This is a genomic window from Bradyrhizobium quebecense, from assembly GCF_013373795.3.
Lineage (GTDB): Bacteria > Pseudomonadota > Alphaproteobacteria > Rhizobiales > Xanthobacteraceae > Bradyrhizobium > Bradyrhizobium quebecense.
The window spans coordinates 3,208,896-3,223,650 of the sequence record NZ_CP088022.1 but is presented as its reverse complement, the minus strand read 5'-3'; the positions used below and the strand labels follow the sequence as shown (position 1 = coordinate 3,223,650).

Here is a 14,755-nt window from a genome sequence, read left to right as displayed (position 1 = left end):
TCTGGGCGCGGCAAGTGATGCCGCTGTTCGAACCTAGCGCGACATGCTGACACCACCCTGACGGCGTCAAAAAAATGGAGAGGCGGCTGAACGCCGCCTCTCTGTCTCGACGATGGATTTGTGAACGGAATGTTTCGCGGCAGGCTCACCATTTGTAGGCGAGGCTTGCCGTGATGCGCCGGCGATCGCCGTAATAACAGGAATTGATGGTGGCGCAACTCGCGACGTAGATCTTGTCGGTGACGTTCACCACATTGAGCGCCGCGCGCCAGTTGTTGTCCCATTCGTAATGCAAAGCGAGGTCGCCGAGCACGACCCCCGGGACGCGCGCGGTGTTGGCGGTGTCGGCAAAGGACGCGCCGACATAGCGCACGCCGCCGCCGAAGCCGAAGCCGCTCAGCGGGCCGTCGCGGAAGGTGTAGTCGGTCCAGACCGAAGCGAACTGCCGCGGGGTGTTGGTCGGCACGGTGCCGATCAGCGCGGGATTGAGGTCCTTGCTGACGAACAGCTCGTAGTTGGTGTAGCTCGCCACCAGCTTGAAATCCCGCGTGATGTTCGCCACCGCCTCGAGCTCGACGCCGCGCGAGGTGACCTCGCCATTCTGGGTCTGGAAGAGCGTATTGTTCGGATCTGTTGTCAGCGCGTTCTTGCGCTTGAGGTCGAACAGCGCGACGCCGAACCGCGCGTTGAGGCCGACCGGCTCGTACTTGACGCCGACCTCGGTCTGCTCGGAGGTCTCTGGCAGCAGCAACTGGCCGGCGGCGTTGGTGCCGATGACCGGATTGTAGCCGGTCATGTAGGAGACGTAGGGCGCGACGCCGCTGTCGAAATTGTAGATCGCGCCGACCCGGCCGGAGAACTTGCTGTCGTCGCGGCTCTGATCGGCGCCGATCCGGTTGTTGTTGGTGAGATCGACCCAGTCCTGGCGTCCCGACAGCACGACCGTGAGGCGGTCGAGCTTGACCTGGTCCTGCAGATAGAGTCCGGCCATGCCCTGGGTGAGATAGGCGTTCTGATACAGCGGGCCGCCATACGGCAGGTTGTTGCCGTAGACTGGATTGAACACGTTGAGATTCGTGCCCATGCCAAAACCCTGCCGGTCGTCGATGCCGTAATATTTCAGATCGACGCCGACCAGCGCGGTGTGCTGCAGCGCGCCGGTTGAGAAGCGATATTCGAGCTGATTGTCGAGGTTGAGCTGCGTGGCGATGCCGCGGGTGTAGAAATTGCCGCGGGTGATGTCGGCGGCCGCCGGCGTCGTCGCGTAGCCGAGCCCGTAGAGCCCGGCGTAATAGACGTCGACATGCGCCATGCGCGCGTTCTGGCGCAAGTCGACGTTATCAGTCACGCTCTTCTGGAACTGATAGCCGACCATCTCCTGGTCGCGGCGGAACTGGTCGACGCTGGGATCGCCGGCGAACAGGCTGGTCGGAATCCGGCCGAACGGCGCGTTGGTGACGGTGCCGACATAGGGCAGGAAGTTGAGCGCGCGGGTGTTGCTGTGCGAGGCCATGCCGAACACGGTGAGGCTGGTGTCGGCATCGGGCCGCCAGGTCACTGACGGGGCGAAGAAGAAATTGTTGTCGTAGACATAGTCGGTCTGGGTGCCGCCGCCCTGGGCCTGGCCGACCAGGCGGTACTGCACCTGGCCGCCGCCGGGCTGCGCCGCCGCGCCGCCGATGTCGAACTGGGTATAGGCGTTGCCGAAATTATTGACGCCGGTTTCGATGTAGCGAATGGGCTCCGCCTGCGGCAGCTTGCTCACCGCGTTTACGAGGCCGCCCGGCGCCGAGCCGCCATACAGGATGCCGGACGGACCGCGCAGCACCTCGACGCGCTCGAGATTGAAGGGCTGCAGCTTCCAGCTCGCATAGGAGGTGTAGAACAGCTGCAGGCCGTCGAGGAACAGCGACTCGTTCTGCGCGGGGAAGCCGCGGATCATGAACCAGTCGTTGCGGAAATCCGCGCCATAGGTGCCGCCGATGACGCCCGGCGTGTAGCGCAGCACTTCGTCGAACTTGCTGACGATCTTCTGGTCGCGGATCTGCTCGGCGCTGATGACCGTCACCGATTGCGGCGTCCGGACGATCGGCGTGCTGGTCTTGGTGCCGCTGGCGCTCTGCCGCGCCAGGTAGCCGGTGACCGGGCCGTTTGCGCGCCCATGTCCGCCGCCGGCGCCTGCAGCCTGCTGTGCTGCCTGTGGCTGCGCTCCTGCCGGCGCGACCGTTGCGCGGCGCGAGGCGCTGCGTGCGCGCGTGGTCCGCTGCGACGGCTGCTGCGATCGCGCCGCTTGCCGGTGCGACGGCGCATCGACCGTCACTGACGGCAATTGCGTCTGCGCGAAGACCTCGTCCGCACCAGCAACCGAAAGCACCACCAGAGCCGGAACAGCAAACCGCTGCGGCCGAATCCATCCGTCCGTCATTCAACGCCCCCAAAGAGAATTGTCTTCGGCGTCGTTATCACGGTGATTTTCGCGAACAGCCCGCGCGCCGTTAGAAGCTATCGAAGCTGTGCGCAAAGCCGGTGTGTGTGACTGAGAGACAACGGAATACGACGCACAATTGCACGCATCGCGTGAGAGGCTTGAATCGATCCAGTGTTGAACGATTCAAAAATCGAACGATTCAAAATCATCTCGTGACCCGAGCGTCATGATCGCGCGCGTGATGATCGAGAGAGACGGACGTCGGGTGATTGGGGGGGCGCTCTGGCGAAGCTCGAGAGGGCGCGGCTCGCCTTGAGGCGTCAGCCCCGGCTGGCCGCGCGATCGGGAAGGGGCGTCCCGTCCGCCCCCCGCGGGCGCCGGCAGCTATGGCCTGCGGGAGGCCCGGAACCGGTGCGGCGAGGGGCCGGCTCCTCCGGCTGGCAATCCCCGGCATCCCCACCATATCTGGCATAATTGACCGCCGCGGACCGCAACCGCTTGGCCATTTTGGGGTGATGTGATAACCCTCTGAAACCAGCTTCGACCGCCACTCGTGACCGTCCGCATCCCGTGTAAAGGCTTGCGGCGGTGGAGATATTTCGCCGATGACCTCATCCTCCAAGACCGCTGCAACGTCCGCTTCCGCGCCCGATTCCTTCTTCACGGCAACCCTTGCCGAGGCCGATCCCGAGATCGCTGCCGCGATCAAGGGCGAGCTCGGCCGGCAGCGCCATGAGATCGAGCTGATCGCCTCCGAGAACATCGTCAGCCGCGCGGTGCTGGAGGCGCAGGGCTCGGTGATGACCAACAAATACGCGGAAGGTTACCCGGGCGCGCGCTACTACGGCGGTTGCGAATGGGTCGACGTCGCCGAGAACCTGGCGATCGAGCGCGCCAAGAAGCTGTTCGGCGCCGGCTTCGCCAACGTCCAGCCGAACTCCGGCAGCCAGATGAACCAGGCGGTGTTTCTGGCGCTGCTGCAGCCCGGCGACACCTTCATGGGTCTCGACCTCGCCGCCGGCGGCCATCTCACCCACGGCTCGCCGGTCAACATGTCCGGCAAGTGGTTCAAGGCCGCGCATTACACCGTGCGCCGCGAGGACCAGATCATCGACATGGACGAAGTCCAGAAGCAGGCCGAGCAGGTCAAGCCGAAGCTGATCATCGCCGGCGGCTCGGCCTATTCGCGCGCCTGGGACTTCAAGCGCTTCCGCGAGATCGCAGACTCGGTTGGCGCGTATCTCCTGGTCGACATGGCGCATTTCGCGGGCCTCGTCGCCGGCGGTGTGCATGCCTCGCCGGTGCCGCATGCGCACGTCACGACCACGACGACGCACAAGTCGCTGCGCGGTCCGCGCGGCGGCCTGATCCTCACCAATGACGAGACGCTCGCCAAGAAGCTGAACTCGGCGATCTTCCCCGGCCTGCAGGGCGGCCCGCTGATGCACGTCATCGCGGCGAAGGCGGTCGCGTTCGCCGAAGCGCTGCGGCCGGACTTCAAGGTCTACGCCAAGAACGTGGTCGAGAACGCCAAGGCGCTGGCGGAGACGCTGCGCGGCCACGGCCTCGACATCGTGTCCGGCGGCACCGACAACCATCTGATGCTGGTCGACCTCAGGCCGAAGGGCCTGAAGGGCAACATCTCCGAGAAGGCGCTGGTGCGCGCTGCGATCACCTGCAACAAGAACGGCATCCCGTTCGATCCCGAGAAGCCGTTCGTCACCTCGGGCCTGCGTCTCGGTACGCCGGCTGCGACCACCCGCGGCTTCGGCGTCGCCGAGTTCAAGCAGGTCGGCGGCATGATCGCGGAAGTGCTGAACGCGCTGGCGCAGTCGCCGGACGGCAAGGCGCCGCTGGTCGAGGCCGCGATCAAGGAACGCGTCAAGGCGCTGACCGATCGCTTCCCGATCTACCAGTAGCCGTTCGCTCGTAAAGGTCTCGTCGGATGCGCTGCCCGAGCTGCAATTCTCTCGATACGCAGGTCAAGGACTCGCGTCCGACCGAGGACTCCGCGGTTATCCGCAGGCGGCGCGTCTGCATGGCCTGCAACTTCCGCTTCACGACCTTCGAGCGGGTGCAGCTGCGCGAGCTGACCGTGATCAAGCGCAATGGCCGCCGCGTGCCGTTCGACCGCGACAAGCTGGTGCGCTCGCTGCAGATCTCGCTGCGCAAACGCCCGGTGGAATCAGAGCGGGTGGAGAAGATGGTGTCCACCATCGTGCGCGAGCTCGAAAGCGGCGGAGAGGCGGAGGTCTCCTCGGAGGCGATCGGCGAGATCGTGATGGAGCATCTGCGCCAGCTCGACGACGTCGCCTATGTGCGCTTCGCCTCGGTCTATCGTAATTTCCGCGAGGCCAAGGACTTTGAAGCCGTGCTCGACGAGCTGACCGGCGAAGACGACCCGCGGATCGCGACGTTGCGAAAATGATCTTCCGCATTCTGGAAGAGCAGCTCGGGCAGAAAGCCAAAGAGGCAAAGGAAACGGCAAAGGCCGCCGATCTGCGCTTCATGCAGCTTGCGCTCGCGCTCGGCCGACGCGGGCTCGGGCGCACTTGGCCCAATCCGGCGGTCGGCGCCGTCATTGTCAAGGATGGCGTGATTGTCGGCCGCGGCTGGACCCAGCCCGGCGGCCGCCCGCATGCCGAGGTCGAGGCATTGAGGCGCGCGGGTGACGCGGCGCGCGGCGCCACGCTCTATGTCACGCTCGAACCCTGCTCGCATTTCGGCCGCTCGCCGCCCTGTGCGGATGCCGTCGTCGCGGCCGGGCTCGCCCGCGTGGTCTCGGCGATCGAGGACCCCAATCCGGACGTCGGTGGCAAGGGCCACGCCAAGCTGCGCGCTGCGGGAATCGCGGTTGATGTCGGACTGTGCGCGGCCGAGGCCGCGCACGACCATGCCGGGCATTTTCGCCGTATCACGGACAAGCGCCCGCACGTGATCCTCAAGCTCGCGGTGTCCGCCGACGACAAGATTGCAGCGGGTGGCCACAAGCCGGTAGCGATTACCGGCGAGGCTGCGCAGAGGCGCGTGCATCTGTTGCGCGCGCAGAGCGATGCGATCCTGGTCGGGATCGGCACGGTGAAGGCCGACGATCCGCTCCTGACCTGCCGGTTGCCCGGCATGGCGGCGCGCTCGCCGGTGCGGGTGGTGCTCGATCGCGCACTGCGGATCTCCGGCGACAGCCGCCTGGTGCATTCGGCGCGCGAGACGCCGCTCTGGGTGATGACATCGGATCTGGCCGAGGCGCCGGCCGCGATGAAGCTCGGTGCTGCCGGGGCAGAGGTGATCCGCGTTGCGTCCAGCGCGCAGCCGGGGCTCGATCTGCCGGCGGTGTTGCATGCGCTGGCGGAGAAGGGCGTCACACGGCTGATGGTTGAGGGCGGCGCACGCGTGGCAAATTCTTTCGTGGCGGCCGGCCTTGTCGATGAAATCTGGCTGTTGCGCGGACCTGAACCGATCGGTGCCGATGGCGTTCCCGCGCTGGACGCATTGCCGCTGGCCGCAATCACGCAGTCGCCCGCCTTCCGCCTTCGTGCTAGCGAAACCCTCGATAACGACAGTCTCATGATCTACGAGCGTGCGTAATGTTTACCGGAATTGTCACCGATATCGGTGAGATCATCAGCCTGAAGCCAGTGGCGCAGGGGCAACTGCACCGTATGCGGATTGCCTGCGACTACGACCAGACCACGATCGCCGACGGCGCCTCGATCGCCTGCAACGGCGTCTGTCTCACCGTGGTCGCCTCCGGCACGGCTGACGGCAAGACCTGGTTCGATGTCGATGCCGCGGCCGAGACGCTCGGCATGACCACCGCCAAGCACTGGGCGCAGGGTGGCCGGCTCAACCTCGAGCGCGCGCTCAAGATCGGCGACGAGCTCGGCGGTCACATCGTGGCCGGGCATGCCGACGGGATCGCCACCATCGTCAAGCGCGATGATCTGCCCGACATGGCGCGTTTCGAGCTGCGAACCAGCCGCGAACTCGCGCGTTTCATTGCGGCGAAGGGATCCATCACGCTGGACGGTGTGTCGCTGACCGTGAATACGGTCGACGACGTCACTTTTTCGGTGCTGATCATCCCGCACACGCTGTCCGTCACGACCCTGAGCGGCTGGAAGGCCGGCAGCGAGGTCAATATCGAGGTCGATCTGATGGCCCGCTATGCCGCGCGGCTGTCGGAGATGAAATAGCCTCGGCATTGCGGCCGAGACAGACATCCTTATCTGCCTGTTCGCCTCGGGCGGCTTCCAGCCGGATGGCCTATGCATTGCGGGCTAAGCCGACCTGAAAAATCAGGCTGATCGCGGTGACATCCGGGCCAGTATTGCCCTTGGCTTTACCGCCTGCTGCGCCTAAAACGCAGCACAACTCCTCCCCAAGTTCCGATTGGTATTGCAATGGCTGACGCGCGGCGCGCACCCCTCAAGGACCAGACCGACATCACCGGCGCACGCGTGCTGATCGTCGAAGCCCGGTTTTATGACGACATCCAGGATGCGCTGCTGGAAGGCGCGCTCGCCGAGCTGAAGACGGCCGGTGCCAGCCACGACGTGATTACGGTGCCGGGCGCCCTGGAGATTCCGGCCGCGATCGCGATCGCGATCGACGCCGCGGCGGCAAACGGCAAGCCCTATGACGCGGCGATCGCGCTCGGCTGCGTGGTGCGCGGCGACACCATCCATTTCGAGATCGTCTCACAGGAGTCCTCGCGCGGATTGATGGATCTGGCCGTGAGCCGGAAATTCCCGCTCGGCAACGGCATCCTCACCGTCAACACCGAGGCGCAGGCCTGGGCGCGGGCGCGCGCCAGCGAGCTGAACAAGGGCGGCGACGCCGCACGCGCGGCGATCGCGATGCTGCGGATCAAACGCCGCCTGGCAAAGGCCTGACCATGGCTGACAATAAGAAGCCTGCGAAAGCCCCTGACAGGAAAGCCAACCGGCGCGGCGCGGCACGGCTCGCCGCCGTGCAGGCGCTGTACCAGATGGACATTGGCGGCGCTGGCATCAACGACATCTTCGCCGAGTTCGAGAGCCACTGGCTCGGCAACGAGGTCGAGGGCGAGAAATACTTGCCGGCGGAAGCCGCGTTCTTCCGCGACGTCGTCTCCGGCGTGGTGCGCGACCAGGCCAAGCTCGATCCCCTGATCGACGAGGCGCTGTCGAAGGGTTGGCCGCTGAAGCGGATCGACGCAATCCTGCGCGCGGTGCTGCGGGCAGGGTCCTACGAACTCGAGCATCGCCGGGACGTGCCGGGCCGCGTCGTGGTTTCCGAATATGTCGACGTCGCGCACGCCTTTGTCGAGAAGGACGAGACCGGCATGGTCAACGCGGTGCTCGACCAGATCGCGCGCCAGTTCCGCGGCGACGAGTTTGTGCGGGGTTGAACCACGTATTCCGCCGTCATCGCCCGCGCATGCGGGTGATCCAGTACGCCGCGGCGGTGATTGGCAACAACAGCTTGCGCGGTGTACTGGATCGCCCGGTCAAGCCGGGCGATGACAGCGGAGGGGAAGGCGCGCGATATGGCAGAGCGTCAGGACGGTCCATCCGGCGAAGACGCCCTGATCGCGCGCTATTTCAGGCCGCTTGCGACCGACCCGGGCGCGTTCGGGCTCGACGATGACGCCGCCGCGCTGAGGGCGGCCGGCGAGGACATCGTGGTCACCACGGATGCCATCGTCGAGGGCGTGCATTTCCTTGCCGATGATCCGCCCGACACGCTGGCGCGCAAGGCGCTGCGGGTGAACCTCTCCGATATCGCGGCCAAGGGAGCTGTGCCGGCCGGCTTCGTGCTGACGCTGGCGCTGCGCCACGCCGAGGAGGCCTGGCTAAAGCCGTTCGCCCAGGCGCTCGGCGAGGATGCCGGCGATTACGGCTGCCCGCTGCTCGGCGGCGACACGGTCTCGACGCCGGGGCCGCTGATGATCTCGATTACCGCGTTCGGGCGGCTGCCTCAGGGCAAGATGGTGCACCGCGCAGGCGCAAAGGCTGGCGACCGCATGTTCGTGACGGGCACGATCGGGGATGCCGCGCTCGGCCTCGATGTGCTCCGGGGCGGCCCGGTCGCGGCGGCGCTGGCGGGCGATGCCGCCGGCCGGGATTTTCTTGCCGCGCGCTACCGAGTTCCGCAGCCGCGCAACGCCCTTGCCAAGGCCGTCCGCAACTACGCTAGCGCGGCGATGGACGTGTCCGACGGTCTCGCCGGCGATCTGGCCAAGCTTTGCGCGGCCAGCGGCGTGACAGCCGTGATCAATGTGCCGAGCATCCCATTGTCGCCTGCGACCGCGCGGCTGCTCGCGCGCAAGGCGATCGGTATCGAGACCTTGGTGGCTGGCGGCGATGACTACGAGCTCTTGTGCGCGGTCCCGGGCGATCGAGCGGACGCCTTTGTGCGCGAGGCACGGCAGGCCAAGGTCGCGGTCACCGCCATCGGCGGTCTCATTGCGGGCTTGTCACCGCCAAGCTTTCTCGACGGACAGGGCAGGGAACTGGCGCTGAAGCGGCTGTCCTACAGCCATTTCTAGAACGTCCGGCCGAAACGCGCCGACTTTCCTTCTAAATTGCTGCCGATATCGGCGTTTTCGGCCGTAGGTGGCGTTGCACAGCGGTAACGATTTTGGCAAGGTCGCGCCCGATTTGAGGCAATCCGTTTTTGGGGAGGATTGTCCTCGCAAAATAAGCGCCTGCCGCCCCCTAGCGGCACAAAGAAGGCGCGGGGGTTACATCAAGGATCTGAGGCAACATTCAATGACAGCTTTATGGTTGATTGTGCTCTGCGGGGCGCTTTCCATCGTCTACGCGATCTGGGCGACGCAGTCGGTCTTGAACGCGGATGCGGGCAATGCCCGCATGCAGGAAATCGCGGGCGCGGTGCGCGAGGGCGCACAAGCCTATCTGCGGCGGCAATACACCACGATCGGCATGGTCGGTATTGTGATCTTCGTGGTGCTGGCCTACTTCCTTGGCCTTCTGGTGGCGATCGGCTTTGCGATCGGCGCCATCCTGTCGGGGGCAGCCGGCTTCATCGGCATGAACGTCTCGGTGCGCGCCAACGTCCGCACCGCGCAGGCGGCGACCACCTCGCTGGCCGGCGGCCTCGAACTCGCCTTCAAGGCGGGTGCGATCACGGGCATGCTGGTTGCCGGTCTCGCGCTGCTCGGCGTCACCATCTACTTCATGGTGCTGGTCAAGTTCATGGGGCTGGAAGCCGGCAGCCGCACCGTGGTCGACGCCATGGTGGCGCTCGGCTTCGGCGCCTCGCTGATCTCGATCTTTGCCCGTCTCGGCGGCGGCATCTTCACCAAGGGTGCAGACGTCGGCGGCGACCTCGTCGGCAAGGTCGAGGCTGGCATCCCGGAGGACGATCCGCGCAACCCAGCCACCATCGCCGACAACGTCGGCGACAATGTCGGCGACTGCGCCGGCATGGCGGCGGATCTGTTCGAGACCTATGCGGTGACCGCGGTCGCCACCATGGTGCTCGCGGCGATCTTCTTCGCCAAGACGCCGATCCTGGTGAGCATGATGACGCTTCCGCTCGCAATCGGCGGCATCTGCATCATCACCTCGATCATCGGCACCTTCTTCGTCAAGCTCGGCGCCAGCCAGTCGATCATGGGTGCCCTGTACAAGGGCCTGATCGCCACCGGCATCCTGTCGCTGGTCGGCGTCGCGGCCGTGATCAACTGGCTGATCGGCTTCGGCAAGCTCGATGGCGTCGACTACACCGGCATGGCGCTGTTCGAATGCGGCGTGGTGGGCCTCGTCGTCACCGGCCTGATCATCTGGATCACCGAGTACTACACCGGCACCGACTATCGTCCGGTGAAGTCGATTGCGGCGGCGTCCGTCACCGGTCACGGCACCAACGTGATCCAGGGCCTGGCGATCTCGATGGAGGCGACCGCGCTGCCCGCGCTCGTCATCATCGCCGGCATCCTGGTCACCTACAGCCTGGCCGGCCTGTTCGGCATCGCGATCGCGACCGCCACCATGCTGGCGCTGGCCGGCATGATCGTCGCGCTCGACGCCTTCGGCCCGGTCACCGACAACGCCGGCGGCATCGCCGAGATGGCGGGTCTGCCTAAGGAGGTGCGCAAGTCGACCGACGCGCTCGACGCAGTCGGCAACACCACCAAGGCGGTGACCAAGGGCTACGCGATTGGCTCCGCCGGTCTCGGTGCGCTGGTGCTGTTTGCGGCCTATAATGAGGACCTCAAATTCTTCATCGCGGACTCCGCCAACCACCTCTACTTCAAGGGGGTCAATCCCGACTTCTCGCTCAACAACCCCTACGTCGTGGTCGGCCTGCTGTTCGGCGGCCTGCTGCCGTATCTGTTCGGCGCGATGGGTATGACGGCGGTCGGACGCGCCGCCAGCGCGATCGTTGAAGAGGTGCGCCGTCAGTTCCGCGAGAAGCCCGGCATCATGCAGGGCACCGACAAGCCGGACTACGGCAAGGCGGTCGACCTGCTGACCAAGGCAGCGATCAAGGAGATGATCATCCCGTCGCTGCTGCCGGTGCTGTCGCCGATCTTCGTCTACTTCGTGATCTATGCGATCGCGGGCGGCGGCGCGGCCGGCAAGTCGGCGGCGTTCTCCGCGGTCGGCGCCATGCTGCTCGGCGTCATCGTCACCGGCCTGTTCGTCGCGATCTCGATGACCTCGGGCGGCGGCGCCTGGGACAATGCCAAGAAGTACATCGAGGACGGCCACTACGGCGGCAAGGGCTCCGACGCCCACAAGTCCGCGGTGACCGGCGACACCGTCGGCGATCCCTACAAGGATACGGCGGGCCCGGCGGTCAACCCGATGATCAAGATCACCAACATCGTGGCGCTGCTGCTGCTGGCGATCTTGGCGCACTAAGCGGTACGACAAGACTGAATGCAAAACCCCGCGGTGCAAGCCGCGGGGTTTTTGTTTTGCAGGGACTTGGTTCGGTGTACTGCGGAATTGTTCGGCTTTCCGCCAACGAGATCCGCCGACAACCAGACGCGAACAACACGGAGATCAATCGATGTCGCTCTCATCCGCACGGAACTATGCGCTCCGCGCCTCCAAGTCGCAGGATCAGAAGGAGGCCGTCGAGCTGCTGTCGCAGGCGATCCTGGAACTGGCGATGTCGATGGAAGCAACCGACGCGAAGATCAAGAAGATCAACAAGTCCTCGTAGCGTTGGCCGCACCGTGCTCCGGAAAGACCGCGACAACGGCCGCTACTTGACCTCCATCTGGAGTCCTTCCTTCTCGATGATGGCGGCGAATTTCTTCGTCTCGGCTTCGACGAAGTCGGAGAATTGCTGCGGTGTGCCGTAGTCGGCGCGGGCGCCCATGCCACTGATGTTCTTCCTGACGTCATCGCGCTCCAGCATCGCCTTGATTTGGCGGTTCAGCTCGTCGACCACGGGCGCCGGTGCCATCTTCGGCAGGAACACGCCGAACCATGAGGCGACGTCGAACCTGGCGAGCTCCGGCGCGCCCTCGCGCATCACCGGCAGATTGGGCGCGGACTCGCTGCGCTCGGCCGTGGTGACGCAGAGCCCGTTCAGCTTGCCGTCCTGCACCTGTGGCAGCGACGGATAGAGATTGTCGAACAGGATCTGGATGTCGCCGGCGAGCCCGGCCTGCAGCGCGGGGCCGGCGCCGCGGAACGGCACATGCGTCATCTTCAGCCCGGTGAGTTGCAGGAACCAGGCGCCGGTGAGGTGAGGGCTCTGCCCGGTGCCGGACGAGCCGTAGGTGAGCTTGTCGGGGTTCTTCTTCAGATAGGCGATCAATTCGGGGATCGATTTGATGCCGGTCGACGGATGCGCCGAGACGATGTTCGGGATCCGGATCATGTTGGAGACCGCCTGCAGCTGGTCGGCCTTGTACGTCAGGTTCCTGAAGATGCTGAAGGCGATCGCGTTGGGGCCGGGATTGCCGATCAGGATGGTGTGGCCGTCGCCCTTGCTGCGCGCGACCTCCGCGGTGCCGATGGTGCCGCCGGCGCCGGAGCGATTCTCCACCACGACCGACTGGCCCCAGAGCGGCTGCAAATGTGCCGCCAGCAGCCGCCCCATCACGTCGGTCGAGCCACCGGCCGCCGCCGGCACGATGATCCGGACCGTCTCGGACGGTCGCCAGTCGCCGGCACCGAGACTGGCACGCGGCAGGATCGCCGCCGCCGACAATGCGGCCGTGCTCGACAATAGCGTACGACGGGAAAATCTCTTGGCACTCACGCGCCTACCCCCTGCTCAGGCTTCTTGTTTGCGAGCAAGCGTAGGGGACCGCTTGCCCGTGGGGCAAGCGACAAACTGGCGCAGTCCTTCAGGCCTTATTTTTTGAGCATGATCTTTTCGGAAAACCGCTTCGCACTTTTCCGGATCATGCTCTAGTTGAAGCTCAGCAGCTTGAAGAGCGGTGTCAGGTAGGACATTTCCTGGCCCGACGTCGGCGTGGTCCGGCTGACAAAGTCGAAGATCTTGCCGTCCTTCAGGCCGTAATTGGCGAGCCGGCGCACCTGGCGGTTCTTGTCGAAATAGACCGCGATGACGCGCTGGTCGACCACGCGCTGGTTCATGAAGGCAACCGGCCGCGAGGTCCGCTGCGAGATGTAATAGAACACCTCGCCGTCCAGCGTTGCGACCGTCGAGGGGGTGCCGAGCACGATCAGCACCTGATCCTGGCTCGCTCCGATCGGAATCTGCTCGAGCGCTCCGTCGGGCAGGATGTAGCCCTTCTGGAATTGCTCGCCGGCGCAGCCGCCGAGCGCGGCGGCGCAGAACAGACCAACGACCGCGATGGCGCGGAAACGCATGAAGAACCCGCGCGCGGAAGCCGTGCGAGACTGTCTTGGAAGAGTGTGGTTCATCGGCGGAACTGTTCCGTCCCCTTGCATCGGCCGGAGCATTGACGTACCGGGCAGCTCAATGGATTGCAATCATGCCGAGCTCCAATGGGCGAACCCTCAACAGGCGTCCTTTGGGGGCCGGCAGCCGGAACCCGCTATGCTTTGGCCGTTCAATCACTTCAGAAGACCCGGGTGCCCGCGCGCAGCACCATTGAGACCATCTATGGCATGATCGTGACGCAGGCGCGAGAACCGTTGTTTTACCGTGACTTGGGCGTTCCGGACACGGTTAATGGCCGTTTTGACCTGCTTCTGATGCATCTGTGGCTGGTACTGCGGCGATTGAAATCCGCGGAAGGCGGCGCCGGGCTGTCGCAGGCCCTGTTCGATCATTTCTGCATCGACATGGATGACAATCTCAGGGAAATGGGCGTCGGCGACCTCACGGTGCCGAAGCGGATGCAGGCGTTCGGCGAGGCCTTCTACGGCCGCACCGCGGCCTATGATCTGGCGCTGACCGACAGCGACGAGGCCCTGGCCCAGTCGCTCTGCAAGAACATCCTCAATGGTCACAACATCGACAAGGCCCGCGAACTGGCCGTCTATGCCAGAGGGGCGATGGCGGTGTTGGCGCGCGCGGACCTCGCGACGCTGACCCAGGGGCATGGCGCTTCCCGGCGCCGCAAGCTGCGAGGACCACGGCATGAGCGGCGGCAGCACAGGACGGCCCGAAGCCGTGCGGGACCCTTGGCGCGTGCTGGTCAATGTTGCTCAGATTCCTGATACCGGCCTGCATCGCGAGATCATGGCCGACGAGGCGACGCGCAAGGCGATCGCCGAGGTCGGCGAGTTGCGCGAGGTGGTCTCCGCGCGGGCGGCGTTCGATCTGCAGCCCAAGCGCGACGGCAGCTGCCACGTCACCGGCCGGGTTTGGGCCAGGGTCGGGCAGACCTGCGTGGTGACGCTGGATCCGATCGAGAACGAGATCGACGAGCCGATCGACGTGTTGTTCGCGCCGCCCGAGCAGATCCCGGAGATGGCCGACCTCGTCGACGACGCCGAGCAGGGTGATGAGGAGACGCCGGATCCGCCGGAGCCGATCGTCGGTGGCTTCATCGACATCGGCCGGCTCGCCACCGATGCGCTGTTTCTCGGCATCGACCCCTATCCGCGCAAGGCGGATGCCGTCTTTGAACAACAGGTTGAAGCGCCTGATCCGGAAAATCATCCCTTCGCCGCGCTCAAGGCGCTGAAGGAAAAGGCTGACGGCAAGAAGCCCAAGGGAAGTTGAGGGGAGTTGAGGGAAGCTGACGGAATTTGAGGGCAGTTTGCTCCAACATTTGAGGGGATGGCTTGCCTGCAGGCCTGCGCGAGGGGGATTTCCGATTACTTCAAGTAAGTGTCATAATAGTTTGAAATATCATGTATTTCTGGTATGTCTTGATGTGTTGCGTGACGGTTCGGCGCCTCGCTTGTTTGTGGTCAA

General features: G+C 65.1%; 13 protein-coding genes and 1 pseudogene. 11 read left to right on the top strand and 3 right to left on the bottom strand.

What is annotated here, in order from left to right; translation table 11 throughout:
* Window positions 1-145 precede the first annotated feature (145 nt).
* Complete coding sequence (locus tag HU230_RS15530; RefSeq protein WP_176530929.1) at window positions 146-2,425, bottom strand: TonB-dependent siderophore receptor; 2,280 nt, start codon at window positions 2,423-2,425, stop codon at window positions 146-148.
* Window positions 2,426-3,033: 608 nt separating this feature from the next.
* Between HU230_RS15530 and glyA the strand changes: the two genes are divergently transcribed.
* From glyA to HU230_RS15485, 9 genes are all read left to right on the top strand, one after another.
* Window positions 3,034-4,347, top strand: coding sequence for a serine hydroxymethyltransferase (glyA, locus tag HU230_RS15525; RefSeq protein WP_176530930.1), 1,314 nt, complete (start codon window positions 3,034-3,036; stop codon window positions 4,345-4,347).
* Window positions 4,348-4,373: 26 nt separating this feature from the next.
* Complete coding sequence (gene nrdR / locus HU230_RS15520) at window positions 4,374-4,856, top strand: transcriptional regulator NrdR (RefSeq protein ID WP_176530931.1); 483 nt, start codon at window positions 4,374-4,376, stop codon at window positions 4,854-4,856.
* Window positions 4,853-6,013 carry a bifunctional diaminohydroxyphosphoribosylaminopyrimidine deaminase/5-amino-6-(5-phosphoribosylamino)uracil reductase RibD gene (gene ribD / locus HU230_RS15515; protein WP_176530932.1) on the top strand — a complete coding sequence of 387 codons (1,161 nt, stop codon included), beginning with the start codon at window positions 4,853-4,855 and terminating at the stop codon, window positions 6,011-6,013. The genes nrdR and ribD overlap by 4 nt, the downstream gene beginning before the upstream one ends.
* A complete protein-coding gene (locus tag HU230_RS15510) occupies window positions 6,013-6,621 on the top strand; it encodes a riboflavin synthase (RefSeq protein ID WP_176530933.1) in 609 nt (202 codons plus the stop codon). Before ribD ends, HU230_RS15510 begins: the two co-directional genes overlap by 1 nt.
* Window positions 6,622-6,828: 207 nt before the next feature.
* The gene (gene ribH, locus HU230_RS15505; RefSeq protein WP_092114727.1) at window positions 6,829-7,320 is read left to right on the top strand and encodes a 6,7-dimethyl-8-ribityllumazine synthase; all 492 of its coding nucleotides are present in this window, start codon (window positions 6,829-6,831) and stop codon (window positions 7,318-7,320) included.
* A 2-nt stretch (window positions 7,321-7,322) separates the two neighbouring features.
* Entirely contained in the window at window positions 7,323-7,817 is a 495-nt protein-coding gene (nusB, locus tag HU230_RS15500) for a transcription antitermination factor NusB (RefSeq protein WP_092114726.1), read from the top strand.
* A 138-nt stretch (window positions 7,818-7,955) separates the two neighbouring features.
* The gene (thiL, locus tag HU230_RS15495; RefSeq protein WP_176530934.1) at window positions 7,956-8,957 is read left to right on the top strand and encodes a thiamine-phosphate kinase; all 1,002 of its coding nucleotides are present in this window, start codon (window positions 7,956-7,958) and stop codon (window positions 8,955-8,957) included.
* 223 nt (window positions 8,958-9,180) lie between these two features.
* Window positions 9,181-11,301, top strand: a complete 2,121-nt coding sequence (locus tag HU230_RS15490; protein WP_176530935.1) for a sodium-translocating pyrophosphatase — start codon at window positions 9,181-9,183, stop codon at window positions 11,299-11,301.
* A gap of 151 nt (window positions 11,302-11,452) precedes the next feature.
* Window positions 11,453-11,608: a hypothetical protein gene (locus HU230_RS15485; protein ID WP_176530936.1), complete on the top strand. Its 156-nt coding sequence runs from the start codon at window positions 11,453-11,455 to the stop codon at window positions 11,606-11,608.
* A 42-nt stretch (window positions 11,609-11,650) separates the two neighbouring features.
* Here HU230_RS15485 and HU230_RS15480 read toward each other — a convergent pair whose 3' ends face one another.
* Together HU230_RS15480 and HU230_RS15475 are read right to left on the bottom strand one after the other, a co-directional pair.
* Window positions 11,651-12,658, bottom strand: coding sequence for a Bug family tripartite tricarboxylate transporter substrate binding protein (locus tag HU230_RS15480; protein WP_176530937.1), 1,008 nt, complete (start codon window positions 12,656-12,658; stop codon window positions 11,651-11,653).
* A 152-nt stretch (window positions 12,659-12,810) separates the two neighbouring features.
* Window positions 12,811-13,236 carry an outer membrane protein assembly factor BamE gene (locus tag HU230_RS15475; RefSeq protein WP_224924451.1) on the bottom strand — a complete coding sequence of 142 codons (426 nt, stop codon included), beginning with the start codon at window positions 13,234-13,236 and terminating at the stop codon, window positions 12,811-12,813.
* A 190-nt stretch (window positions 13,237-13,426) separates the two neighbouring features.
* Between HU230_RS15475 and HU230_RS15470 the strand changes: the two are divergent.
* Window positions 13,427-13,976: pseudogene (locus HU230_RS15470) on the top strand (ubiquinol-cytochrome C chaperone family protein).
* Window positions 13,973-14,560 (top strand): YceD family protein, encoded by a 588-nt coding sequence (locus HU230_RS15465; protein WP_176530939.1) that lies wholly within the window; start codon window positions 13,973-13,975, stop codon window positions 14,558-14,560. Before HU230_RS15470 ends, HU230_RS15465 begins: the two are co-directional and overlap by 4 nt.
* The last annotated feature ends 195 nt before the right edge of the window (window positions 14,561-14,755 follow it).